The 25,387-nt window shown below is 27.4% G+C and carries 22 protein-coding genes; 19 read left to right on the top strand and 3 right to left on the bottom strand.

Going from position 1 to position 25,387, the window contains the following annotated elements; translation table 11 throughout:
• Positions 1–176: 176 nt before the first annotated feature.
• The 14 genes from BEN51_RS09975 to BEN51_RS09915 all read left to right on the top strand — a co-directional run bounded on the left by BEN51_RS09975 (position 177) and on the right by BEN51_RS09915 (position 14,717).
• Complete coding sequence (locus BEN51_RS09975) at positions 177–1,070, top strand: DUF368 domain-containing protein (protein ID WP_119865920.1); 894 nt, start codon at positions 177–179, stop codon at positions 1,068–1,070.
• A gap of 400 nt (positions 1,071–1,470) precedes the next feature.
• Positions 1,471–1,809, top strand: coding sequence for a hypothetical protein (locus BEN51_RS09970; RefSeq protein WP_119865919.1), 339 nt, complete (start codon positions 1,471–1,473; stop codon positions 1,807–1,809).
• Positions 1,810–1,851: 42 nt separating this feature from the next.
• Positions 1,852–3,141, top strand: a complete 1,290-nt coding sequence (locus BEN51_RS09965; protein WP_119865918.1) for a murein hydrolase activator EnvC family protein — start codon at positions 1,852–1,854, stop codon at positions 3,139–3,141.
• Between the two features lie 459 nt (positions 3,142–3,600).
• Positions 3,601–3,768, top strand: coding sequence for a hypothetical protein (locus tag BEN51_RS13855; RefSeq protein WP_164704105.1), 168 nt, complete (start codon positions 3,601–3,603; stop codon positions 3,766–3,768).
• Positions 3,769–3,861: 93 nt separating this feature from the next.
• A complete protein-coding gene (locus BEN51_RS09960; RefSeq protein ID WP_119865917.1) occupies positions 3,862–4,659 on the top strand; it encodes a hypothetical protein in 798 nt (265 codons plus the stop codon).
• A gap of 103 nt (positions 4,660–4,762) precedes the next feature.
• A complete protein-coding gene (gene tig, locus BEN51_RS09955) occupies positions 4,763–6,043 on the top strand; it encodes a trigger factor (protein WP_119865916.1) in 1,281 nt (426 codons plus the stop codon).
• A 169-nt stretch (positions 6,044–6,212) separates the two neighbouring features.
• Entirely contained in the window at positions 6,213–6,815 is a 603-nt protein-coding gene (clpP, locus tag BEN51_RS09950) for an ATP-dependent Clp endopeptidase proteolytic subunit ClpP (RefSeq protein WP_119865915.1), read from the top strand.
• 29 nt (positions 6,816–6,844) lie between these two features.
• Complete coding sequence (gene clpX, locus BEN51_RS09945) at positions 6,845–8,143, top strand: ATP-dependent Clp protease ATP-binding subunit ClpX (RefSeq protein WP_119865914.1); 1,299 nt, start codon at positions 6,845–6,847, stop codon at positions 8,141–8,143.
• A 262-nt stretch (positions 8,144–8,405) separates the two neighbouring features.
• Positions 8,406–10,082, top strand: a complete 1,677-nt coding sequence (gene lonB / locus BEN51_RS09940; protein WP_119865913.1) for an ATP-dependent protease LonB — start codon at positions 8,406–8,408, stop codon at positions 10,080–10,082.
• A 303-nt stretch (positions 10,083–10,385) separates the two neighbouring features.
• Positions 10,386–12,716 carry an endopeptidase La gene (lon, locus tag BEN51_RS09935; RefSeq protein WP_119865912.1) on the top strand — a complete coding sequence of 777 codons (2,331 nt, stop codon included), beginning with the start codon at positions 10,386–10,388 and terminating at the stop codon, positions 12,714–12,716.
• Positions 12,709–13,332, top strand: coding sequence for a ribosome biogenesis GTP-binding protein YihA/YsxC (yihA, locus tag BEN51_RS09930; protein WP_119865911.1), 624 nt, complete (start codon positions 12,709–12,711; stop codon positions 13,330–13,332). The genes lon and yihA overlap by 8 nt, the downstream gene beginning before the upstream one ends.
• A gap of 261 nt (positions 13,333–13,593) precedes the next feature.
• Positions 13,594–13,893 carry a hypothetical protein gene (locus tag BEN51_RS09925; RefSeq protein WP_119865910.1) on the top strand — a complete coding sequence of 100 codons (300 nt, stop codon included), beginning with the start codon at positions 13,594–13,596 and terminating at the stop codon, positions 13,891–13,893.
• 25 nt (positions 13,894–13,918) lie between these two features.
• Positions 13,919–14,125 carry a hypothetical protein gene (locus BEN51_RS09920; RefSeq protein ID WP_119865909.1) on the top strand — a complete coding sequence of 69 codons (207 nt, stop codon included), beginning with the start codon at positions 13,919–13,921 and terminating at the stop codon, positions 14,123–14,125.
• 109 nt (positions 14,126–14,234) lie between these two features.
• Positions 14,235–14,717, top strand: a complete 483-nt coding sequence (locus BEN51_RS09915; protein ID WP_119865908.1) for a hypothetical protein — start codon at positions 14,235–14,237, stop codon at positions 14,715–14,717.
• A 288-nt stretch (positions 14,718–15,005) separates the two neighbouring features.
• On the opposite strand, the gene BEN51_RS09910 is transcribed toward BEN51_RS09915, so the two are convergent.
• Together BEN51_RS09910 and perR are read right to left on the bottom strand one after the other, a co-directional pair.
• Positions 15,006–15,950 (bottom strand): hypothetical protein, encoded by a 945-nt coding sequence (locus BEN51_RS09910; RefSeq protein ID WP_119865907.1) that lies wholly within the window; start codon positions 15,948–15,950, stop codon positions 15,006–15,008.
• Between the two features lie 87 nt (positions 15,951–16,037).
• Positions 16,038–16,448 (bottom strand): transcriptional regulator PerR, encoded by a 411-nt coding sequence (gene perR / locus BEN51_RS09905; protein ID WP_119865906.1) that lies wholly within the window; start codon positions 16,446–16,448, stop codon positions 16,038–16,040.
• A gap of 283 nt (positions 16,449–16,731) precedes the next feature.
• On the opposite strand from perR, the gene BEN51_RS09900 reads away from it, so the two are divergent.
• Together BEN51_RS09900 and BEN51_RS09895 are read left to right on the top strand one after the other, a co-directional pair.
• Positions 16,732–17,937, top strand: coding sequence for an EAL and HDOD domain-containing protein (locus BEN51_RS09900; protein ID WP_119865905.1), 1,206 nt, complete (start codon positions 16,732–16,734; stop codon positions 17,935–17,937).
• A 105-nt stretch (positions 17,938–18,042) separates the two neighbouring features.
• Complete coding sequence (locus BEN51_RS09895) at positions 18,043–18,273, top strand: hypothetical protein (protein WP_119865904.1); 231 nt, start codon at positions 18,043–18,045, stop codon at positions 18,271–18,273.
• A gap of 118 nt (positions 18,274–18,391) precedes the next feature.
• Here BEN51_RS09895 and BEN51_RS09890 read toward each other — a convergent pair whose 3' ends face one another.
• Positions 18,392–19,858 (bottom strand): nicotinate phosphoribosyltransferase, encoded by a 1,467-nt coding sequence (locus BEN51_RS09890; RefSeq protein WP_119865903.1) that lies wholly within the window; start codon positions 19,856–19,858, stop codon positions 18,392–18,394.
• A 153-nt stretch (positions 19,859–20,011) separates the two neighbouring features.
• Here BEN51_RS09890 and BEN51_RS09885 point away from each other — a divergent pair, with 153 nt between their 5' ends.
• The 3 genes from BEN51_RS09885 (at position 20,012) to BEN51_RS09875 (ending at position 25,347) form a co-directional block, all read left to right on the top strand.
• Positions 20,012–22,000 (top strand): ATP-dependent helicase, encoded by a 1,989-nt coding sequence (locus BEN51_RS09885; RefSeq protein WP_119865902.1) that lies wholly within the window; start codon positions 20,012–20,014, stop codon positions 21,998–22,000.
• A gap of 136 nt (positions 22,001–22,136) precedes the next feature.
• On the top strand, positions 22,137–24,140 hold the full coding sequence (locus BEN51_RS09880; protein ID WP_119865901.1) for a cell division protein FtsA: 2,004 nt from the start codon (positions 22,137–22,139) through the stop codon (positions 24,138–24,140).
• 19 nt (positions 24,141–24,159) lie between these two features.
• Positions 24,160–25,347, top strand: a complete 1,188-nt coding sequence (locus BEN51_RS09875; protein WP_119865900.1) for a M20 metallopeptidase family protein — start codon at positions 24,160–24,162, stop codon at positions 25,345–25,347.
• Positions 25,348–25,387 lie beyond the last annotated feature (40 nt).

The following is a 25,387-nucleotide window of genomic DNA, read 5'->3' as shown; positions in this document are numbered from 1 at the left end:
TTGTTAGCATTAGTTTTAATATATATTAAAACTAATGCTAATTTTAATTTTCTAAATTTCACTTGCAAAATTTAGAAAACTTTAAGGAATTTAAATATAATATGCAAATAAATTATGATATAATAAATTTTGCTTGCAAAAGTTAAAAAATTTTAAGAGATATTAGGAGTGGAAATATGTATATCATAAGTTTTATTAGAGGTTTTTGTATGGCACTAGCAGACAGTGTTCCTGGAGTATCAGGAGGTACTATAGCCTTTGTATTAGGCTTTTATGATGAATTTATAAATTCATTAAATTCTTTAGTGTCCATTAGTAGTAGTAAAGAAGATAAAAAAGGAGCTATAAAATTTTTGTCAAAAATAGGAATTGGATGGATTACTGGATTTGTCTTATCCATACTTTTTATAGCTTCAGTTTTTGAGACTCATATTTATAAAATAAGTTCATTATTTATAGGGTTTATATTATTTTCAATACCTATAGTTTTTAAGGAAGAAAGAAAAGAAATAATAGGTAAATATAAAAATATAATTTTTGCTATAATTGGATTTTTAATAGTAGTAGCTATTACATATTTTAACCCTTCAACTAATAGTGGTGGAATGGATTTATCTATGGGGAATCTAAATATTGGATTAGCCATATATACATTTGTTTGTGGAGCTATTGCAATATGTGCTATGGTTTTACCAGGCATATCTGGATCAACACTATTATTAATTTTTGGTCTTTATGTACCCATAATATCAGCTATTAAAGAATTTCTTTCTTTTGATTTTAGCTACATGCCTATTTTAGTTATTTTTGGTTTAGGAATTATTACAGGAATATTAACTACAATAAAATTATTAAAATATGTTTTAGCTAATCATAGATCAAAAGCAATATATGTAATACTGGGATTAATGATTGGATCTATATATCCAGTAATTATGGGACCTACTACCCTTTCTAATCCATTACCTCCAATGGACTTTAGTAATTTTAGCATAGTGTTCTTTGCAATAGGAGGGGCCTTAATTTTTGGACTTGAAAAATTAAAAGAAAGTTTAGAAAAGAAAAACTAAGAAAGAAAAATATAAAAGGAGCTGTCGCCTTATTGAATTGAAATTCATTAGCGGCTGCTCTTTTTTTCGTAAATAGAAACTATTTATTTTTCTTAATACCCTTAGTTCCAGAAGCCTTTTCCTTTTTCTGCTTCTTTCCTTGGTTTGTTGAAGAATCATCTTTTACGCCCATACCATTAATCCTCCTAAAAATTTATAGTAACCTTACTTTATTATTGTTTTCAATATGGATAATTTAATGCAAGGAAGTTTATAACAATGGCAGACTTAGCAAATATTAGAAGAGTTATTAAGAAAGTCTTAAAAAGTAGAAATTCCCGTTTTCTAGTAGATTTATACCTTGATAAAAAATAAGATTAAATATAAAATTAAAATGAAATATAAATAAAGGTGTGTAATTATGAAAAAAATATTCGAAATAAAAGATTTAAAGTTTTACGAAGAAGAATTTTTAGATAATATAGAAGATTATGATGATGTAATACCAATAATTCAAGAATTAAGTTTAGAACTTAATTATGAAGAAATAGAAACTGTAGGAAATAATGATTGTTGTAATATGACAAATAAGAATTATATAGTAGAAATACCAGGTTTTCTGGATAAGGAAGATAACTTTATAACAAAAGATGAAGCGGAAAAATTAACTGAAGAAAGTGAAATGTCTTTAAGTCTTTTTGTAATTAGAATCTATAAATGTAGAGAGTGCAATAAATGGATAATAGATATTTTAGAATAAGGGGCTTGCCAAAGGTCAAATTATAGGTGGGGGTATTTTAGCATGAAAAAAAATATAAGAACTTTTGCAATAGCAATGGCTATAGTTTTTTCAAATAACATGGTTTATTTTGCAGAAACAGAAAGTTCCCTTCAGGAGCAGATAGAACAAAATAATTCCAACATACAAGAATTAGAAAAGAAAAAAAATGAAATTATTGACCAAATAGGTGTTGAATCAGAAGAACTGCAAGGAGTTTTAAATGAAATAGATTCAAAAAGCCTAGAGCTTCAAAAAGCCCAAGCTGAAGTGGAGTTTTATCAAAGTAAAATAGATGGAGTACAAGCTGAAATAAATTCTATTAATGTAGAAATTGAAAATGCTAATAATGAAATTTCTTTAAAGGAAAGTTTAATTGAAGAAAAGAAAAAGGAAGAAGAAGAAGCAAAAGGGTTATTAGAGAATAGAATAAGAAGTTATTACAAAATAGACATTGCATCAAATATGTTATATATGATTTTAGAAAGTAAAAGTTTATCAGAATTTTTTAGCAATGTAGAAGATGTAATAAAAATAATGTCAATGGACAAGCAATTAGTACAAGAATTAAGAGATATACAGAATCAATTACATAATGAAAAGGAAGAAATAAATAAAAAATTAGAAGAAATAGAAATAAGCAAAAACTCTTTAGTTGAAAAACAAGAGGAATTGCTTAAAGTTCAAGAAGAGTTACTAGTTAAGAAAAATGAACATGAAAGTAAGATGAATGAATTATATGTTTTAGAAACAGAAAAAACAAGTATTATTAATAGCCTTTCATCTCAAGAAGAACAATTAGAAAATGAAATTGGTGATTTAACCGCATATAATGAAGAATTAGAGGCACAATTGAATAGTATTTTAAATGAAATAAATAATAATAGTGGTAATAATCAAAATAATGGAGGGACAGTGAATAATCCAAGTTCAGAAGGATTTATAAGACCAGGTTATGGTCCTGTAACTGATGATTTTGGACCGAGAATAAATCCTGTTACTGGAGTAGCAGGTTATCACAGAGGAGTTGACTTTGCAGATCCTTATGGTGCTCCTGTGTATGCTTCAAAGAGTGGTGTTGTGGCTTATTCGGGCTGGATGTCTGACTTTGGTAATGTAGTAATAATAGATCATGGTGGCGGAGTTCAAACATTATATGCTCATAATAGTCAATTGCTTGTAAGTAACGGCCAAGCTGTTAGTCAGGGGGAAGTTATTGCATATGTTGGATCTACAGGAATGAGTACAGGTCCTCATATTCATTTCGAAATAAGAATAAATGGACAAGCTGTAAATCCGTGGAATTACCTATAGTAAATTGGTAATTTATAGGGGGAAGGAATAATTTAAGCCTTATTGAAATGTTAAAGGTGTTACAAGATTTTGTAACACCTTTTGAAATAAGTATAGATTTTCGACAAAAATGAAAATTATCTATAAATGTCAAGTGTAAATATAATTTTTATAATAAAAAGAGCTGTTTCCAGCTCTTTATAAGGGATTAATGTTCATTTTAAGGGAGAAATGAACATTATGGGGTTGTTAATTTAGAGATAATACTTTGTGTGCTATAAAAAATACTGTATTATTATATATAATTATAGTATATTTGGGCGAAAAAACCAATATATTTTTAAAAAAAATCAAAAAAAATAAAAAAGTTTAATATAAAATTAAATATAATTAGGAAAAAGTATAAATTTATGTAAAATTTAAAATATATATATGGAATATTTAAATTTAAGTATATAATAGATAATGAGGTGATTGTTAATGTTAGAATTTGATAAGGATATACTAAAATCTACACCAGACTATGAAGATTATGATGAAAATGTAGCTAAATTATCCATAGGAGATTTAAGAGCTCTTGGACTAATTAAATGTGGTGGATGTTGCAGCACAAAAAGCAGCGGAAAAAAGTGTGGTTGTAGAAAATAATTTAGATTAATAGGTATTTATATATAATTAAATGTAGATACTTTTTATAATAGATAATTTTATATAAAAAATAATAACAGGAGGGTTTTGGGTGTGAGGAAGCCTAGCATATTTAGTAGAGAGTATGAGAGAAAAATGAGAGCACGCCGAAAAAGAATAATCTTAATTTCTAGTCTTATATTAGCAGCAATAATTATCATACTTTCAAAATCACTAATAAGTAATATAAATTTTGATTCTCTAAAGGATAAAATTCAAGCATGGATTGATTCTGGCGATAATATTTCTTCTAATGAAGAAAGTCCAATTGAAGAAAATATTATAGAAGAGACTACAGAAAAGTTGGAAGAAGAAAAAGTCGAAGAAAAACTTATAGAACTTAAAGTGAATGAAAGTGATACTTTAGTTCTTGAATATGAAGAGCTAAATGGTGTCAAGAAATTTAAAGATGTTAAAGAAAATAAAGCTAACTTAACTTATTCAATAAATCCATCAAAAACAGTGGTATTAACTATTGATAAGAATCAAGATATGAAAATATTCAAAACTGATAAAGCAGAAGTAATTATACATGCACCAAATTATATTGCCCCTAATGGAGAAGTTTTTGAGAAGAATGCTGTTATAAAAACTTATGATAATTATCTATGGAATGTAGAAGCTAAATTTATTTCTGATACTAAGGCAGCATATATAAGTAATGTACCTTATTTTGGATATGATTTAAATAAATATATATGGATTGTTGATATTGATAGTAAAACACATACAACTCTATGGAATTCAAAGGGTAAAGATGTGAAATTAAATAATTTAACAGATAAAGGTTTAGAAGTATCAATAGATGGCAATGTTAAATATGTAAATCAAAACGGGCAATTAATTAATTAGTACGAAATTTAAACAAATATTTGAAAATAATTCATGAAATATGTTATAATAGCATAGTTATATTAATCACGATAGTATGCACTATTTTAGGAGGAAGAGTACAATGAAGGCTAAAATGGAAAAAATAGAGAAGAATCTAGTTAAACTAGAAGTTACTGTTGAAGCAGAAAAATTTGATGAAGCTATAAAAAAGGCTTATAAAAAGAATGTAAAAAGCTTTAATGTCCCAGGATTTAGAAAGGGAAAAGTTCCAATAAATATAGTTAAAAAATATTATGGAATTGGAGTTCTTTTAGAAGATGCAATTAATTTTGCAATAGACTCTTCATATGGAAAGGTATTAGATGAAAATGATATTAAGCCAGTTGATTATCCAAAGATAGATATAGTTACAGCAGAAGAAGGAAAGGATTTTGTTTATACTGCAGAAGTAACAGTTTATCCAGAAGTACAATTGGGTGAATATAAAGGATTAAAAGTTGAAAGACCTACATACCCAGTTAATGATGAAGATGTAGAAAATAGATTAAAAGAAATGCAAGAAAAGAATGCAAGAATAGAAAGTAAAGAAGATGGAGAAATTGCTAAAGGTGATATAGCAGTTATAGACTTCAAAGGCTTTATTGATGATGTTGCTTTTGAGGGGGGAGAAGGTAAGGACTATTCCCTTGAAATTGGTTCAGGTACTTTCATAGATAATTTTGAAGACCAATTAATTGGTGCTAAAGTAGGAGATAAGGTAGATGTTAATGTAACATTCCCAGAAAACTATGGAAGAGAAGATCTAAATAATAAAAAAGCAAGATTTGAAGTTCTAGTTAAGGATATAAAGGTAAAAGAATTACCAGCATTAGATGACGAGTTTGCAAGTGAAGCTTCAGAATTTGAAACATTAGCAGAATTAAAAGAAGATATTAAGTCTAATTTAGAAAAGAATAATAAAGCTAGAGAAGAAAGAGAATTTGAAGATGCTGTTATCAAAGCAGTAGTTGAAAATGCAACTATTGATGTTCCAGAAGTAATGGTAGAAAAAGAAATTGATTCAATGCTAAAAGACTTAGAACAAAGACTTCAATATCAAGGATTAAACTTAGAACAATACTATCAATTCACTGGATCAGATGAAGCAAAAACAAGAGATTTTATGAGAGAAAATGCTCTTAATAAAGTAAAAACTGATTTAGTATTACAAGAAATTATAAAAGCTGAAAATATTGAAGCAACTGAAGAAGAACTAAAGGAAAGAGCTAAAGAAGTTGCAGAAATGTATTCAGCAGCAAATGATGAAAAAATGATTGATTTACTAATAAAGAATCAAAAATCAGCATTAGAATATGATGTTAAAATTCAAAAAACTTTAAAGTTATTAGTAGAAAATAATTAATAGAATATTATAAAATAATTGCCAGAATAAAATTCTGGCAATTATTTCAAGTACTTATTAACAAAATTAATAAAGTTTTATATAATTTTATTATAAGCAAATATAATTAGTTTTTTTTAATATGGATATATTATATAAGAGGGAGTAAAGAAGAAAAGGAGTGAATACAATGAGTTTAGTTCCAATGGTCGTAGAGCAAACAGGCAGAGGAGAAAGATCATACGATATTTTTTCAAGACTTTTAAAAGATAGAATAATCATGTTAAGTGGAGAAATAAATGATGATACTGCAAATTTAGTGGTTGCACAATTGTTATTTTTAGAAAGTGAAGATCCTGATAAAGATATTTATCTTTACATAAATAGTCCAGGTGGATCAATTACTTCAGGAATGGCAATTTATGATACTATGCAATATATAAAACCAGATGTTTCAACTATATGTATAGGTATGGCTGCCTCTATGGGAGCATTTTTACTTTCTTCTGGAGCAAAAGGTAAAAGGTTTGCATTACCTAATAGTGAAATAATGATTCATCAACCTCTTGGAGGGTTTAAGGGTCAAGCGACAGATATTGAAATACATGCAAATAGAATATTAAAGATTAAAGAAATAATAAATAAAATATTAAGCGAAAATACTAATCAGCCTTTAGAAAAAATTAAAGCAGATACTGAAAGAGATAACTTTATGTCTGCAGAAGAAGCTATGAATTATGGATTAGTAGATAAGGTTATTACTAAAAATAATTTAGCTAGCGATAAAAAATAGTTTTATCTTAACTTAAGCGAGGTGAATTTATGGCTAAATACGACGATAAAAAACAATTAAAATGTTCTTTTTGTGGTAAATATCAAGAACAAGTAAAAAGATTAATAGCTGGACCAGGAGTATATATTTGTGATGAATGTATAGATTTATGTTCAGAGATAATAGCAGATGAATTTGAAAATCATGTAGAAATAGATACAACAACAGTTCCTAAGCCAAGAGAAATAAAAAACTATTTAGATCAGTATGTTATTGGCCAAGAACAAGCTAAGAAATCTTTAGCTGTTGCTGTTTATAATCATTATAAAAGAATTAGTTCAAATATTATAGATGATGAAATAGAACTTCAAAAAAGTAATATTTTATTATTAGGACCAACTGGTTCAGGAAAAACTTTATTAGCACAAACCTTAGCTAAGTTCTTAAATGTTCCCTTTGCAATTGCAGATGCAACAACATTAACTGAAGCTGGTTATGTTGGTGAAGATGTTGAAAATATCTTATTAAAACTAATTCAAAATGCAGATTATGATATCGAAAGAGCAGAAAAAGGAATTATTTATATTGATGAAATAGATAAAATTGCTAGAAAATCTGAAAACCCTTCAATAACAAGAGATGTTTCGGGAGAAGGTGTTCAACAGGCTTTATTAAAAATATTAGAAGGAACAACAGCCGCAGTACCACCACAAGGTGGCAGGAAACATCCACATCAAGAATTCCTTCAAATAGATACATCTAATATATTATTTATTTGTGGTGGAGCTTTTGATGGCTTAGATAAAATAATAGAAAAGAGAACTCAAAGAAGTTCTATAGGATTTGGAGCAGAAATTGCATCTAAGAATGAAAAAGATGTAGGAAAGCTTCTTAAGGAAATAATGCCTGGAGATTTATTAAAATTTGGTCTTATTCCTGAGTTTGTTGGTAGATTACCAGTCATAGTAACTTTAGAAAGTTTAGATAAAGAAGCTTTAATCAATATACTTACTCAGCCCAAAAATGCTCTAGTAAAACAATATAAAAAATTATTTGAAATGGATAATGTTGAATTAGAATTTGATGAAAAGGCATTAACAGCCATTGCAAACAAAGCAATTGAAAGAAAAACTGGAGCAAGAGGTCTAAGATCAATAGTTGAAGAAACTATGACAGAAGTAATGTATGATATACCTTCAGATGAAACAATTTCAAAGGTTATTATACATGAAGACTGTATTAAAGAAAAAAAATCACCTGAAATTATTAGATTAAAAGAAGGGGAAGTAAGACCTCAATTAAAAGCTTCTAAAAAAGGAAAGAAAAGAAAAGATATAGAAACAGCTTAATCAGTTTAGAGTTTACAGTGCTTAGTGCACAGTTAATGTATATATTCAGATTTTAAACTGCTGACTTAATGTCAGCAGTTTTTTTGTTTTAGCTTCTCGGCTCGCTGAAAATCTCCTAAACAGTGAAATGTACATTCTTAACTATGCACTTCACAAAAGAATAACTATTTTGTATAGAATATTAACCAATAATGAAGTCAATAATAATTGATATGACAATAGTAAGAAGGGAGGATGCATTATAAATAGTAATGCAGAAGCTATGAATGAATTATTAATATTACTTCAAGTAACCACAATGATAATATTTATATACTATATGATGTCTAATAGTAATAGAAAGACCAGTAAGATAGTTATTGAAAAAGAGAATAAGAAGGAAATGGATAAGTTAAATAAGTTGAGGAGCATTAGTTTAACAGAGCCTTTAACAGAAAAAAGCAGACCTTCAAGCTTTGATGAGATAATGGGGCAGGAGGATGGCATAAAAGCCTTAATGGCAGCTTTATGTGGACCAAATCCTCAACATGTAATAATATACGGGCCTCCTGGAGTTGGTAAAACAGCTGCAGCAAGATTAGTTTTGGAAGAAGCTAAAAAGAGAAATAATTCTCCTTTTAATCAGAATGCTAAGTTTGTAGAAATTGATGCTACAACTATTAGATTTGATGAAAGGGGGATTGCAGATCCTTTAATTGGTTCTGTACATGATCCAATTTATCAGGGAGCAGGATCTTTGGGAGTTGCAGGAATACCACAACCAAAACTAGGAGCTGTAACAAAAGCTCACGGGGGAATATTATTTTTAGATGAGATAGGAGAACTTCATCCTATAGAGTTAAATAAGTTATTGAAAGTGCTTGAAGATAGAAAAGTGTTCTTAGATAGTGCTTATTATAGCAGTGAAAATCCCAATATGCCTGACTATATAAAAGAGATATTTGATAATGGATTACCTGCAGACTTTAGGTTAATTGGTGCAACGACAAGAAGTCCAGAAGAAATTCCTCCAGCTATTAGATCAAGATGTGTTGAGATATTTTTTAAGGCTTTGCAAAAAGATGATATAAGAAAAATAGCTGTTAATACCGTTAAAAAGGTAAATTTAGAAATCAGTGATAGCTCTTTAGAATTGGTGTCTAAATATTGTACAAATGGAAGAGAAGTAGTAAATTTAATTCAATTAGCATCAGGAATTGCAATAAATGAGGACAGAAAAAACATAAATGCTGATGATATACAATGGGTAATAGAAAATGGTAATTATACACAAATTCCCGATAAGAGAGTTAAAAATAAGCCTTTAGTAGGAGTAGTAAATGGTTTGGCAGTTCATGGAGCTAATATCGGAATTTTAATGGAAATTGAAGCAGTTGCAAAGAGAGTAAAGGGGAGATTAGGAAATCTAAAGGTATCTGGTATAATCGAAGAGGAAGAATTAAGTTCCAATAATAGAAAAATAAAAAGAAAGAGTACAGCTTATTCTTCAATACAAAATGTACTTACTGTTCTTAATAATATTTATGAATTAGAATGTGAAAACTTTGATATACATATCAATATACCAGGAGGTATGCCTGTGGATGGGCCATCAGCAGGAATAGCAATAGCAATGGCTATTTATAGTGCAATTAGTAATATTGAAATAGATAACAAGGTTGCTATGACTGGAGAAATCAGTATTTTGGGAGAGGTTAGACCGGTAGGAGGAATTTTGGCAAAGATTCAAGCAGCTGAAAAAGCAGGTGCCAAAAAAGTTATAATACCTATGGAAAATTGGAGTGATTCTTTTAAGGAAATGAAAAATATTAAAGTAATACCTGTGACATCTATTATGGAAGTTTTAAAGATAGCAGTAGCTAGGGAAGGAAAAATAGATAAGGATGATAATATTAAAATTAATGATAATATAGATGTGTTATCAGCAAAAGGAGAATAAGGTAAGGATAATTGGCAGTTAGAAAAAGAGGTTGATATATTTTGGGAAAAATTATATAATATCAACTCTCGGTTTTAGCTGTCAATTATTTTATTTAATTATTATCTTCTAGAATATTTAATAAATCTTCTTTTTTAATAATTTATTGTTAACATTTTTGACATTGATAAAAGTTATCTTTATATTATAATATTATTGTTATAAAATTCTAAATAAGCTAAAATACTTATTATAAATAGATTAGTAAAATTCTTATGTTATATTATAATTAATATAGTAATTTTACAGAGGAGATGAGATAAGATGAGTGAAAATATAATTACTTTACCTTTAATTCCTCTACGAGGAATTAGTGTTTTCCCTAAAATGGTAATACACTTTGATATAGGTAGAGAAAAATCTAAAGCAGCAATTGATGCAGCTGTAGAAAATCAAACAGAAATATTTTTAGTAAGTCAAATAGACTATGAAATTGATGAACCAAATTTTGATGATATATATTCTATTGGTACTATCTGTAAGATTAAACAAATAATAAAGTTACCTAATGATATAATTAGAGTATTAGTTGAAGGAGTAGACAGAGGAGAATTAATATCTTTTAAATCAGAAGATAAATATATAGAAGCTGAACTGAAAAGAATAAAGGAGCCTTCTAATAGTGAATATGAAAATATAGAAGCTTATATTAACACATTAAAGAAAAGTTTTAAAAGATATTTAAAAGCATCAAGCAATACTAGTATTTCCCTTATGACTATATTTGATTCCATTAGTAATTATAGTGAACTAGCAGATATAGTAGCTTCCTATGTAGTATTTGATGAAAATAAAAAGCAAGAAATATTACAAGAATTAGATGTAATAAAAAGAATAGAGAAGCTTTTAATATTACTTGAAAAAGAAATTGATATATTAAATTTAGAAAAACAATTAGGTAAAAAACTTAAAGAGACTGTAGATAAGTCTCAAAAGGAATATTATATTAGGGAACAAATTAAAATTCTTCAAGAAGAAATCGGTGAAGATGATGAAGAAAAGAAAGAAATAAAGAAATATGAAGAAAGAATAAACAAGTTAAAATTACCTAAAGCAGTAAAAGAAAGAGCAAATAATGAATTATCAAGACTAAGAAATATAGGTGGATTTAGTTCTGAGGGGAATGTTATTAGAAATTATCTTGATTGGATATTAGATATTCCATGGAATAAATCAACTAAGGATAGTTTTGATATTAAAGAAGCTGAAAATATATTAAATAAAGAACATTATGGTTTAGAAGAAGTAAAAGAGAGAATAATTGAATATTTAGCAGTTAAGCAGCATACTAAGAGTTTAAAGGGTCCAATATTATGTTTAGTTGGTCCTCCAGGTGTAGGTAAAACATCAATTGCTAAGTCTATTGCCAATGCTACAAATAGAAAATTTTCTAGAATGTCCTTAGGTGGAGTAAGAGATGAAGCAGAAATAAGAGGGCATAGAAAGACATATATTGGTGCTATACCAGGAAGATTTGCTTATATTTTAAAAGAAACAAAGGTAAATAACCCTTTAGTTTTATTAGATGAAATTGACAAACTTGGCTATGATACTAGAGGAAATGTAGCAGATGCTTTACTAGAAGTTTTAGATAGTGAACAAAACAGTACCTTTAGAGATAATTATTTGGAATTAGATTTAGATTTATCAAAAATACTATTTATTACTACAGCTAATTCTCTTGATACAATACCAGCTCCGCTTTTAGATAGAATGGAAGTAATAGAAGTATCTGGATATACTTATGAAGAAAAGTATCATATTGCAAAGGAGCACTTAATTCCTAAATTATTAAAAGAATACGAGTTAAAAAATGAACAATTTAAAATATCAGATTCTGCGATAAAAGATATAATTAATTACTACACAAGGGAAGCTGGGGTAAGAAGTTTAGAAAGAGTAATAGGTAAGTTAATTAGAAAGTCAGTTACTGAAATGCTTAAAACAAATAAGCAATCTATCTCAATAGCTTCAAATAGGTTAGAAAAGTATCTAGGAAGAAAAATATATAGTTTTGATATAAAGGAAAAAGAAGATAGAGTTGGTGTAGTTAAAGGCATGGCTTGGACTGCTGCTGGTGGCGATACATTGCCAGTAGAAACAGTTGTTATGAAAGGAACTGGAAAGTTAACCCTTACAGGACAATTAGGAGATGTAATGCAGGAATCAGCTAAAATTGCCTTTGGTTTTGTAAGAGCTAATGCAAAATTATTTGGAATTAATGAAGATTTTTATAAGAAAACTGATATTCACATACATTTTCCTGAAGGGGCTATTAAAAAAGACGGACCATCTGCAGGTGTGACAATAATTACTTCAATAGTTTCTGCGTTAACTAATAAAAAAGTTAGAAGCAATGTTGCAATGACTGGAGAAGTAACATTAACAGGAAGGGTACTTGCAATTGGAGGTCTTAAAGAAAAATCTATAGCTGCATATAGAGCTGGTATAGATACAATAATAATTCCAAAAGAAAATGAGAAAGACTTGATAAAAATACCGGTATCAGTGAAAAATAAGTTAAATATAATAACTGTTGATCATGTTAATGAAGTAATAAAAAATGCTATAATTGGAGTTGATACAATTGTTTAAAATTAAAAATGCAGATTTTGTTATATCTGCAGTAAAGAAAAATCAATATCCTCAAACAGGTTTGCCAGAGGTTGCTTTTGTTGGAAGATCAAATGTAGGAAAAAGTTCTATAATAAATGCATTGACTAATAGAAGAAAATTAGCAAAGGTGAGTCAAACTCCAGGAAAAACAAGATTAATAAACTTTTTTATAATAAATAATAATGAATTTTATCTTGTTGATTTACCTGGATATGGATATGCGAAAGTATCTAAGGCTGAAAAGGAAAGCTGGGGTAAAACAATAGAAACTTATCTTAAAGGGAGAGAGGAATTAAAAAGAGTAATACTTTTAGTTGATTCCAGACATAAACCAACGGCAGACGATATTCAAATGCATGAATGGATTAAATTTTATGGATATGACGAAGTGATAATTGCAACTAAAAGCGATAAGTTATCAAATAATGAGCAAAAAAAGAGTGAAAAGGTAATTAGAGAAACATTAAAACTAACTAAGGAAGATAAATTATATTTCTTTTCTTCTTTAAATAAAAAAGGAAAAGATGAATTAGTAGATAAGCTATTTTGTGATATTAATTCTAACGTAATAGATGGTGAAGTAACTAGTAATTAAAAGTAAAAATATATACTTTAGTATAGGGATACAAAGTAATAGAACTTAAAGTAGATAAATCATATAATATGAATTATCTACTTTTTTTTATATTTTGTTTATAATTTTTCTTCTATAATTATTCCTTAATAAATAAAATAAGTCTTTTTTATTTATAAAAAATAATAATATTACAATAAAAATAGTGACAATTAATATTTTCGAGAATAGTATGTATTATAAAATTAAATATTTTAACAAAATCTCAAGGAGGAATAAGTTATGGAAGTAAATGATATTCTAAATGGCTTAAATTCTTACGATTGTAATGATAGAGTAAGCCCTATACAAAACTGTAATAATGGTTGTGGCTTTAACTGTTGGATATGGATTTTATTAATCCTATTCTATAGTGGTAGAAGAAGAGATTGCTGCTGCTCAAATAGAAGAAGAGATGAAGGAGTACAAGGAATACAATCTAATAGTTGTGGCTTCTTATTCTTACTAGTGCTTCTATTCATTTGCAATCGCTGTACTTCAACAGTAGACAATAATAACTTTTTAAATGGATCAATAATCTAATTAAGTAAGGAAAGGAGAGGTAATTATGTCTAAGAAAAAGAATTGCTGCAAAGATATCTGCTGCTGTGATTCATTTGGATTTCAAGGAGTAGACAGCTGTTTACAACCTATAATATTCTTATTAATAGCTTGTTGGGCTGGACTATTAAATAATAATTGCTCATGGTTAATAATATTATTATTCTTACTATTCGGAGGTTCTTTGTGTAACTCATTCGGTGGAGCTTACTAGTAGAATAGAGGATGGAGGGCTGTGCCCTCCAAAAAAATGTCTTAAAACTTTAACATATTTTATTTTAGTACATATAATGAAGGAAGAAATAATAATAGGAGGACGCTAAATGTCAAAGAGAAGAAGGCGTAGAAGGGAAAAAGAGGAAAGAACTAATTCTAACCTTTTAAATAGTTCTCCCTTTGGAATAAATCCGCTTCAATTAATGAGTATGCTAGGTTCTAATATAGATATGAGTCAGATTGGGAATATGTTATCTTCAATGAAAATGGATGGACTAGATTTAAACAATTTTAATTTGAATCAGGGAGCAAACAACAATAATAATAATCCTAATTTGAATAATATGGGATTAGATTTAGGGTCTTTGCAAAATATGATGAATAATTTAGGCTTAGGGAATTTTGCTGGAATGAATAATTCTAGCAGTGATGATTTAAACATAGGAGAAAAAAAGGATGAAGCTAAAATAAGAAATAATGATGATGAAAATTTAAAAATATTGCAAGCAATAAAAGTCATTATAAATCCAAATAAAGTAGAATTTATTGACAAAATAATAGAAGCTTATAAAAATGGATATATAAAATAAGAAAAAATAAGTATAAAAAAATACAATATGTAAATAATATAAATGTACCGGAGAAACATTCTCCTATAGCAAATGAAAAGAAATTTTCATTTAAGCTAAACCCCCCCAATCCCCTTTAAGGCCGCAATTATGCGGCCTTTTAATTTTTTTGGTTATAATAAGAAAAGTAATGGACCGTTATGGGTAGTTTCAGTATTAATAAACTTCTTTATGCATTTTAATCGAAATTATGAATTATAAAATGTAAATTCAGTATTTCACATAGATGACTATATGACAGCTATATTTTTAAAGTTTTTGAATTGAATAAATTTTATAATTATTATATTGATCTTTTTTAATATCTAAGTAAATGAGCAGCTCCTTAGGAATAACTGTATCATCTTTATGGTTTACCTCTTCAAAGGATAAAAGCCAGCTAAGGCTGTGTACTTCTCCTTCTTTGTTCCATTCATAGTCCATAAAATAGCCATTTTGAAAGGCGTATCTATAGTTATCTTTATTTAAATTCCATAAGATTGCTAATTCTGAACTATTTATATCAGATGAAAAAATATCAGGAGGAGTTAGTAAATCATAAGGTGCTTCAATTATATCAATAAATTTTTGAATATGAGAAAGTGCCGGAATTTTAGTATTTGAAAAAGAAATATCTTTAAGCTGATCATCTAATAAAATAAAACCCTTGGAAGAACTATCTCCTTTTTTTGAAGATAAAGAGAAAAATTTGCTGCTTTTATTATTAGTAGAATCTAATATTCCAACTAAATTATCATTTGTTGTTAATATATTTGTAAATGTTTCTCCATTCCAATTAAAAATGTAGTTTATTGGAAGATTATCTACGGAAGTTCTTACAATTATTTCAGGAATATTATCTCTTGATAAATCAAATACTTCTATTTTAATTGGCCATTTGTTTACGCAGTCTCCAAGATATCTAGAGCCTTCTTTATTAATTAAGGAGTATTCTTTATTGTTAGATTTTATATTTACAAGATATTTATTATTTTCTTTTGTAATTTCTACTTCGTCATTAATTCCGTCACCAGTTAAATCAAAATCAGAATGATTTTTAGTGTTTATTGGAGTAAACACATTTATTGCATCTTCAATCATATGGTTATTATTGTTGAAATATAAGGAAATCATAAATAATAAAGTTAATAAAAGCAATACAGCTAATATGTAATAAAGAACATCTTTTTTCTTTATTATAATAAGTTTAGTCATTATATCACCTCATTTAATTATATGAGAGATAAATATTAATATTCAAATTATTGTAAATAAAAAAAAGCTAGAGATAAATCCCTAACTTTATTTATTACAATCTGTACATAATCCGTAGAAGAAAATTTTATTTGATAAAATTTTATATTCGGAATTCTCCTCAGCTGTTTTATTTAGAGCTGAAAACGAAATGTTTTCTAAATCAGTTACCTTACCACAGTTTATACATTGAATATGTGCATGTTCTGTTGAGTTTGCATCATATCTAAAGTTTCCTTCACCAACATTAATTTCTTGTACTAAGTTAACTTCCACTAAAGTCTTTAGAGCTTTATAGACAGTAGCTAAGCTCATAGTAGGATATTCAGGCTGAAGAGCTTTATATATAATTTCTGCAGAAGGATGATCGTGTGTGCTCATTAAATATTTATAAACTGCTAGTCTTTGAGGAGTCAGTTTAAGTTTCTTCTCTTTGAAAATAGAAGTAATATTTTCCATAGTGCACCATCCCTTATATATTTTAGTTTCATTATATATGAATAGTAATTAAAAGTCAATATTACTTACTTATTAATATTATATTTTAAAAGATAATTAATATTAATTAAATGCTCGTACTTTCAATTATAATAACATTATTTTAAACAATCCTTGTCAGACTTTCAATAGATTATAAAAAATTTGAAAATAAAAATATAAAAATATTAAATATATTTCAAGTTTCTGCTAAATATTGTATAATTAACACATAATTATAAGGAAGTAATACGAGGATGAGACTATGGATATTTTTATAGCAAGACAAGGAATATATGATTGTGAAGAAAAAGTTGTTGCATATGAATTATTATATAGGAATTCAACAATAAATAGTTTTAATTCAGAAATAGAAGATGAATTAGCAACTTATCAAGTGATAGAAAATATAAATTCTTTTGGTATAGATAATTTAACAAATAATAAGATAGGTTTTGTAAATTTTCCAGAAAAATTAATCAATAAGAATATAGCTACATTGCTGCCAAAGGATAAGGTAGTAATAGAAATATTAGAAAATGTAAATCCTACTGAAGAAGTAATAAAAAATTTGAATAACTTAAAGAAGCAAGGCTATTCCCTAGCTTTAGATGATGTTGAAAATGAAGAGGATATTAAAAAATTTGTTAATCTTGTGGATTTTGTAAAAGTAGATTTTTTATTATCAACAAAGGAAGCAAGAATAAAAATAGCAGAGCTATGTAAGAAGCATAATATAAAAATGTTAGCAGAAAAAATAGAAAACCTTGAAGCTTTAAATGAAGCAAAGGAATTGGGATTTCGTTATTTTCAGGGTTATTATTATAGTAAACCTTCTATATTTTTGAGTAAGGATATAAAAATAAAAAATAGCAGTATCTTTCTAATTTTAGCAGAATTAATAAAGGAAGATAGTAACTTTGAAAAGATAGAAAATATGATAAAAAGAGATGTTGCCTTAACCTATAAATTCTTTAAATTTATAAATTCTTCTTATTTTAATTTTATTGAAAAAATAAGTTCTATAAAAGAAGCTATTATGCTTATTGGTAAGGAAGAGTTAATGAAGTGGTTATCTGTATTATCTGTTATAGAGCTTTCCTCTAATGGTAATGATGAACATACTTCTAATACGGTAATAAGGGCAAAATTCTGTGAAAGAATTGCAGAATTAATAGAATATGAAAAGAAAGAAGATGCATTTTTAGTAGGATTATTTTCTAATCTCCATTTAATGATGGATAAGGATTTAAAAAATCTTCTTAAGGATTTGCCTATAAACAATAATATTAAGGAAGCATTGTTAGGGGAGGAAAGTATTCTTAGAAATATTCTTGATTTAGTCTTAGCCTATGAAAAAGTTGAAGAAGATAAAATAAAAAAACTATGCAATATAATTGGAGTAGATGAAGGAAAACTTTGGGATTTATATTTTTATTCTTTAGATTGGAGTAAAAAAATTGCCCATTAAATATTAAATTTTTCTAAAAAAGGTTAAATTACTTTATTTTTCTAAATATATATACTATAATGGTGTAAAAAGGTTATATAAAAATATCGCAATGGGGTGAGAAATTTGAGCATATGTCCATTTTGGTCAACAAAGAAAGAAAAAGTAAGCTGTTATAATACATGCCCATTATATTCAGAGGAAGTTGGACATGAAATTTGTCCCTTTAGGGAATTTTTATCAAATAATAATGAGTTGAAAAATAATGATGCTTTATTATTTGAATTAGAAGATGAATACTATTCACAAAGTGAATATTTAAATTTTACTAGTAGTGAAAAGGTTATAAATTATTAAGATAAAATTAACATAATAAAAATAACAGTTAAGAAAGTTTCAATTTATTTAGAAATTACTCTTAACTGTTATTTTTATATGAAAACATATCTTTTTTATTACTTAAAATTCTTTATTATTAGTAGCTACCCCTATGAAGTAATTCTTGCTTTAAGTCCCATAACTTTTGAGATAAATCAACATAATAGGTATGAGGATTTTCAAATCTTAAAATTTCAGGCCACATTTTTTTACTTTCTTTTTTAGAAAATTCTTTTATTTCTAGTACTGAAGGACTCTTATAAACTAAATTACCTTTGTCAAAAATCTTGACCATCAATTCTTTAGCATAGAAGTTAGTAATTCTCTTTCTCTTCCAAGTTTCAATAGGATGAAAGATTTCTAATGGCTTAGTTTCATCGATTACTTCATCATGAAGAGTTATAAGATCAGCGATAGCATTATCAGTATCTTTATCAAATATTCTATAAATTTTCTTAAAGCCTGGATTAGTAATTTTTTCTGTATTTTCGCTAATTTTAATTTTTGGTACTATTTTATCATCATTTTCAACTGCAACTAATTTATAAACACCACCAAATACAGGTTCAGATTTTGCTGTTATTAATCTTTCGCCAACTCCAAAGGCATCGATACATGCTCCTTGATTTAATACATCTCTAATTATATGTTCGTCTAAGGAGTTAGAAACTAATATTCTACAATCCTTATAACCAGCATCATCTAATATTTTTCTGCATTTCTTGGTTAGATAGGCAATGTCACCAGAATCTATTCTAATACTATTAGGTCTCTTTCCTAAAGGTTTTAATACTTCGTCAAAAACCTTAATTGCATTTGGTAATCCAGATTTTAAAACATTGTAAGTATCTATTAAAAGTGAACAGTTATCAGGATAACTTTCTGCCCATGCTTTAAAGGCTTCATATTCAGAATCAAATAATTGAACCCAGCTATGAGCCATAGTTCCAACAGCAGGAACATTAAAGTATTTATCTGATATTGTACAAGCAGTAGAATCACATCCGCCTATTATGGCAGCTCTTGAACCATAAATTGCTCCATCATAGCCTTGAGCTCTACGGGAACCAAATTCCATTACCGTCCTGCCAGCAGCAGCTCTGCAAATTCTGTTTGCTTTAGTTGCAATAAGAGTTTGATGATTTATTGTAAGTAAAAGCATGGTTTCAATAAATTGAGCCTGTACAACAGGGCCTCTAACTGTAACTAAAGGTTGATAAGGAAAAACAAAATTACCTTCTGGAATTGCCCAAACATCGCATTCAAATTTAAAGTTTCTTAAATATTCTAAAAATTCTTCAGAAAATAAATTTTTACTTTTTAAAAATTCTATATCTGAATTAGTAAAATTTAAGTTATTTAAATATTGTATTAGCTGTTCAACGCCTGCCATAATACAATATCCGCCATCATCAGGAATTTTTCTGAAAAACATATCAAAGTATGCTATTTTATCTTGAACACCTTTATTAAAATATCCGTTTCCCATTGTAAGCTCATAGAAGTCTACTAACATAGTAAGATTACGTTCGTTAGTGACATCAAATCTAATTAAGTTTTCCATTTTATTCTCCTTTTATATTAAAATGATTATATAAAATAATCTAATGAATATACAAATACAATAATAATATTTTACAATGATAAAGAAATTATTACAATATAGTAATTAATTTTATAATAAGGGTAATAATTAAAGGCAGAAGGAGAGATTGTTATTATTAAGTTAGACAAATATCAAAAAGAAGCAGTTTACATAAAAAATAGAAATGTACTTGTAGTTGCTGCTCCTGGTTCAGGAAAAACTACCGTAATTATAAATAGGGTAAATCATTTAGTTGTAGATTTAAATATTAATATAGCTAATATAATAGTAATTACCTTTACAAGAGCAGCTGCTGATAATATGAGAAGCAGATATAAAAATTTATTTAACAGGGAAAAGGCTCCCTTTTTTGGAACTTTTCATGGACTGTTTTATAAGATACTCTTAAGAGAGGGCTATAATGTCAAAATTATTAATGGAGCTAATTGTTATAAGATAATAATGTCTGTTCTTACAAAATATTCAGATGATGTAAGTGAAGATAAAATAAAAGAAGTTTTAAATAATATATCCCTTTTTAAAACATCCTTAAAGAAAATAGAAGAATATAGTCCAACTATGCCTAGGGATATTTTTGAAGAGTGTTTAAAGGAATATGAAGAATATAAGTCTAATAATGGATTATGGGATTTTGATGATTTATCTATAAAAATTATAAATTTGTTTAAAGAAAATAAAGATATACTTTATAGATATAGAAAATTATTTATGTATGTTTTAGTAGATGAATTTCAAGACTGTGATGAATTACAAATGGAGTTTTTAAAATTAATTAATAAAGATAATTCGATTTTTGCAGTGGGAGATGAAGATCAGTGCATTTATAGCTTTAGGGGTTCTAAGCCGGAATATATGGTAGCCTTTGATAAAATTTTTAAGGGGGGAAAAAAGGTTTATTTATCTATTAATTATAGAAGCAGCAAAAATATTGTTGAAGTTTCAAAGAAAATAATTTCTAATAATAAAAGTAGAAATAAGAAGAAAATAGAGGCTGTTAAGAAGAGTAATGGAATAATAAAATTTTCGACACCCTTTGATGAAAGTATTCAAGGGGAAGAAATTTCAAAGGTTTTAGAAAAAACTAAAGGAAGTTTAAGTGATAATGCAATTTTATATAGAACTAATATGGAAGCTATGAGTTTGATAAATACCTTTATAAGAAGGAATATCCCCTTTGTTCTTTTAGATAAGGGTTATAATTTCTATGATCATTTTATTTGCAAGGATATTATTTCCTATTTAAGGCTTGCTATTAACATAAATGACAGGGAAAGTTTTTTATCAATAATTAATAAACCCTTCAGATATATCAGCAAGGCCAATTTAGATTATATAAGAAAGTCCTATGAAGATAAATCTGCCTTTGATATATTAATAGATAAAAATGATATGGTTCCTTATCAATGTAAAAAACTTGAGGAATTAAGAAATGAGATATTATATTTAAACAAAATATCTTTAGGAACAGCTATTCAGTATATAATATCAGATTTAAAATATATTGATTATTTAAAGGAGTATGCAGAAAGATATAAACAAAATTTAGAAGAATTTGAAGTAATATTAGAGGAATTTAAAACTTTAGCTAACGACTTTAAAACAATAGTTGAATTTTTAACGCATATTGAGAGGGTAAGGGAAGAATTAGAGATAAGCAAGGGAGTTAAAGAAGGAGTTATATTAAGTACTATCCATGGAGTTAAAGGAATGGAGTTTAAAAATGTCTTTATTATAAATGCAGTAGAAGAAACAATTCCTCATAAGTCCTCTATAGAAAATAATCTTGAAGAGGAAAGAAGGCTTTTTTATGTAGGAGTTACAAGGGCGATAGAAAATTTATACATATATTCCCCTAAAAAACAGCAGGGACGATTTAGAGAAGTCTCAAGATTTATTTTAGAAGGAGAATTTAGGGAAATAGAAAGCAGGGAAGATTATGGTCTAAAAGTAGGAAATATGGTGTATCATAAGACTTATGGAAAGGGATATATTAGCGAAATAAAAGGAGATGCGGTTAAAATAGTCTTTGAGGATAAAGAATATAGAAGTTTTTCTATAAAGGTGCTCATGGAAAATAATATATTATCTATGATGAATTAAGCTATTCACTAATAAATATAAAGACTGTATAATTTAATATAGTGAAAGATATTACAAATTTTTATGAAAAAGTAAAAATTCTATCAATTGTCAACTGTCCAATTGTCAATTATCGATTGTTTTAAGGGGTGGTAGAATGGAGAATATAAATTCAAAGGATATTAAATTTGCTCTGGATGTAGGAACTCGTTCAATTATTGGTACTGTAGGAGTAGTTAGGGAAAATAAATTTCATGTTATTTTTGAAAAATATGTAGAGCATGAAGAAAGAGCAATGATAGATGGACAAATTCATGATATAGATTTAGTTGCAAAAAGTGTAAAAAAAATAGTTGATGAAATAGAAAAGGAAGTTAATATTAAGCCGTCAACTGTATCAATAGCAGCAGCAGGTAGATTTTTAAGAACTGTTAATGCAAGTGGATTTACAGAATTAAATGAAGATGAGGAAATCAATAAGGAAGATATAAGAAAGTTAGAGCTTATAGCCTTAAAGGAAGCTGAAAAAGAAATTAATAAAAGTACCGGAGGAAAGCTATATTGTGTTGGATATTCCGTTAAAAATTATTATTTAAATGGATATATTATTTCTAATTTACAAGGACATAAAGGGGAAAATGCTTCTGTAGATGTTATTGCAACATTTTTACCAAGGTCTGTAGTTGATTCCTTATATACAGTAATGAATAAAGTAGGCTTAAGTGTCAGTAATTTAACTTTAGAGCCTATTGCAGCAATAGAAGCAGTCGTACCTAAAAATTTAAGGTTATTAAATATAGCTTTAGTAGATATTGGAGCAGGTACATCAGATATAGCTATAAGTTCAAAGGATACAGTTTCTTCTTACGGAATGGTACCTCAAGCAGGGGATGAAGTTACTGAAGCTATAGTACAAGAGTATTTAGTTGACTTTAATACTGCAGAAAATATTAAAAGGCAGATAAATCTAGGAAAAGAAATTACATATATAGATGTTTTGGGATTAGAAAATACAATACAGGCTGATGATGTAAGAAAAGTTATTAAACCTATAGTATCAAAAATAGCAGAAGGTATTTCAACAAAAATAATAGAGTTAAATGGCAATAAGTCTCCAAGCGCTTTATTTTTAGTTGGAGGAGGAGCTCATACTCCTGGCATAATAGAAGAGCTTAGTGAAAAGTTAAATATGCCAGTTCAAAGAATAGCAATTAAAGATAGAAAATCAGTAATAGAATGTATTAGTAAAAATGATTTAGGCTCAGCAGGAGTAACAGTTTTAGGAATAGCCTTAGTGGCTTTAAAAAATGAAAATAAAAATTTTATTGATGTAATATTAAACGGTTCTACGGTAAGCATGTTTAATTCCCATGAGCTTACGGTAATGGATGTGATTATTCATGCAGGAATTAATCCTAATATGTTAATTGTTAAGAATGGTAAGAATTTAAGATATAAATTAAATGGAGTAAAACGTATTGCTTTTGGAGAAAAGGGAAAATACCCAGTAATTAGAGTCAATAATAATATTGAAAGTTTAGATAAGCATATAAAATATGGAGATATTATAGAAATAGATTATGCAAAAGAAGGAAAAGATGCAAAAGTTCAAATTAAGGATGTTATAAGAGAATTAAATACTATAGGAATATTTTTGGATGATAAACTTATAAATTTAGAACCAATAATTATAGTAAATCATAAAAAAGAAACTTTAGATTATGAAATAAAAGAAAATGATGAAATAAGCTTTATTCTTCCTAAAACCATTAAAGATATTAAAGAGTATGTATTAAAAGAAAAAGTTGAAATAGGGAAAAATGGTATAAAATTAGAAGATGATTATATAGTGGTAGAAGGAGAAAGATTAAATATAATTAAAGCTATTAGTGATAACATGGTCACAATTAATGAAGAAAATAAAGATAAACCAACAATGAAAAATGAAGAAATAGATAAAAAAATAATTAATGTAATATTTAATAACAAAAAATTAACACTTTCTCACAAAAAAGACTATATAATTATAGATGTATTTAATTACGTAGATTATGACCTTTCAAATGTAAAGGGGAAGGTTAATTTAACTTTAAATGGTGAAAATGTTGGTTATACAGCAAAGATAAAAGACGGAGATGTTATTGAGCTTTGTATCAATTAATTTATTTGGGGGTAAATTAATGAATTTTAAAGATGAAGCATTAAGAATTAAAGATGAATTAATTAGTATAAGAAGAAGACTTCATCAATATCCTGAAATAGGGATGGAAGAATATGAAACTTCAAAATATATTAAGAAGTTTTTAATGGAAGAAAACATTGAATACAAAGAATATGCAAAAACTGGGGTATGTGGAATAATAAGAGGAACAAAAGCTTCGTCTAATAATATAAAAACAATAGCTTTAAGAGCAGATATCGATGGTTTACCTTTACAAGATGAAAAGAGTTGTAATTATTCTTCAAAAATAAAGGGAAGAATGCATGCATGTGGTCATGATGCACATATGACAATTTTACTTGGAGCGGCAAAGATATTAAATAAAAATAAGCATCATTTTAGTGGTAATATAAAGCTTATTTTTGAACCGGCTGAAGAGACTATAGGTGGAGCAAGATTTATGATAGAAGAGGGAGTCTTAGAAAATCCAAAGGTAGATTGTATTTCGGGATTGCATGTAGATGAAACTATAGAATGCGGTACTATAATGCTAAAGTCAGGAGTAGTAAATGCTGCATCTAATGCTTTTGAAATAACTATAAAGGGTTTCGGTGGACATGGAGCTTATCCTCATATTACAGTAGATCCAATAATAATCTCAAGTCATGTTATTATTGCAATGCAAACAATAAGAAGTAGAGAAATTAATACTATGAATCCAGCAGTTATAACTGTTGGAAGTATTCATGGAGGAACAGCTCCAAATGTTATACCAGAGGAAGTTAAAATATCTGGTATTATAAGAACTATGAGCAAAGAAGATAGAGCTTTTGTTAAAGAAAGAATAATAAATATAGTTAATGGAATATGTAATAGCTATAGAGCTAAAGCAGACATAAAAATAGAGGATTCTTATCCAAATTTATATAATGATGAAAAAACTAAGAATTTTTTTATTTCATCAGCAGAAAAAATAATAGGAAAGGAAAATATTCTATTACAAAAGTATCCTAAAATGGGTGTAGAAAGCTTTGCATACTTTGCAAATGAAGTACCATCAGTTTTTTATTTTTTAGGTTGTGCTAATAAAGAAAAGAATATAGTTCATCCTGCTCATAGTAATTTATTTGATATAGATGAGGAATGTCTTCCAATTGGAGTGGCAATACAGTGTCAAATGGCTTTTGATTATTTGACAAGAAACTAAATTAATATTATTCTATAACAATGAGAAAAATAACTAATAT

Origin of the sequence: Clostridium isatidis (genome assembly GCF_002285495.1) — a bacterium.
GTDB lineage: Bacteria > Bacillota > Clostridia > Clostridiales > Clostridiaceae > Clostridium > Clostridium isatidis.
Note: the sequence above shows the minus strand (reverse complement) of the source record. Positions and strands in the feature narration are given on the sequence as shown.

Coding starts and splice junctions, on each gene's coding strand:
- BEN51_RS09915 (WP_119865908.1), top strand. CDS start 14,235: ATGTCAAAGAGAAGAAGGCGTAGAAGGGAAAAAGAGGAAAGAACTAAT.
- clpP (WP_119865915.1), top strand. CDS start 6,213: ATGAGTTTAGTTCCAATGGTCGTAGAGCAAACAGGCAGAGGAGAAAGA.
- BEN51_RS09965 (WP_119865918.1), top strand. CDS start 1,852: ATGAAAAAAAATATAAGAACTTTTGCAATAGCAATGGCTATAGTTTTT.
- BEN51_RS09875 (WP_119865900.1), top strand. CDS start 24,160: ATGAATTTTAAAGATGAAGCATTAAGAATTAAAGATGAATTAATTAGT.
- lon (WP_119865912.1), top strand. CDS start 10,386: ATGAGTGAAAATATAATTACTTTACCTTTAATTCCTCTACGAGGAATT.
- BEN51_RS09975 (WP_119865920.1), top strand. CDS start 177: ATGTATATCATAAGTTTTATTAGAGGTTTTTGTATGGCACTAGCAGAC.
- BEN51_RS09900 (WP_119865905.1), top strand. CDS start 16,732: ATGGATATTTTTATAGCAAGACAAGGAATATATGATTGTGAAGAAAAA.
- clpX (WP_119865914.1), top strand. CDS start 6,845: ATGGCTAAATACGACGATAAAAAACAATTAAAATGTTCTTTTTGTGGT.
- BEN51_RS09925 (WP_119865910.1), top strand. CDS start 13,594: ATGGAAGTAAATGATATTCTAAATGGCTTAAATTCTTACGATTGTAAT.
- lonB (WP_119865913.1), top strand. CDS start 8,406: ATGAATGAATTATTAATATTACTTCAAGTAACCACAATGATAATATTT.
- BEN51_RS09910 (WP_119865907.1), bottom strand. CDS start 15,950: ATGACTAAACTTATTATAATAAAGAAAAAAGATGTTCTTTATTACATA.
- BEN51_RS09880 (WP_119865901.1), top strand. CDS start 22,137: ATGGAGAATATAAATTCAAAGGATATTAAATTTGCTCTGGATGTAGGA.
- BEN51_RS09970 (WP_119865919.1), top strand. CDS start 1,471: ATGAAAAAAATATTCGAAATAAAAGATTTAAAGTTTTACGAAGAAGAA.
- BEN51_RS13855 (WP_164704105.1), top strand. CDS start 3,601: ATGTTAGAATTTGATAAGGATATACTAAAATCTACACCAGACTATGAA.
- perR (WP_119865906.1), bottom strand. CDS start 16,448: ATGGAAAATATTACTTCTATTTTCAAAGAGAAGAAACTTAAACTGACT.
- tig (WP_119865916.1), top strand. CDS start 4,763: ATGAAGGCTAAAATGGAAAAAATAGAGAAGAATCTAGTTAAACTAGAA.
- BEN51_RS09920 (WP_119865909.1), top strand. CDS start 13,919: ATGTCTAAGAAAAAGAATTGCTGCAAAGATATCTGCTGCTGTGATTCA.
- BEN51_RS09890 (WP_119865903.1), bottom strand. CDS start 19,858: ATGGAAAACTTAATTAGATTTGATGTCACTAACGAACGTAATCTTACT.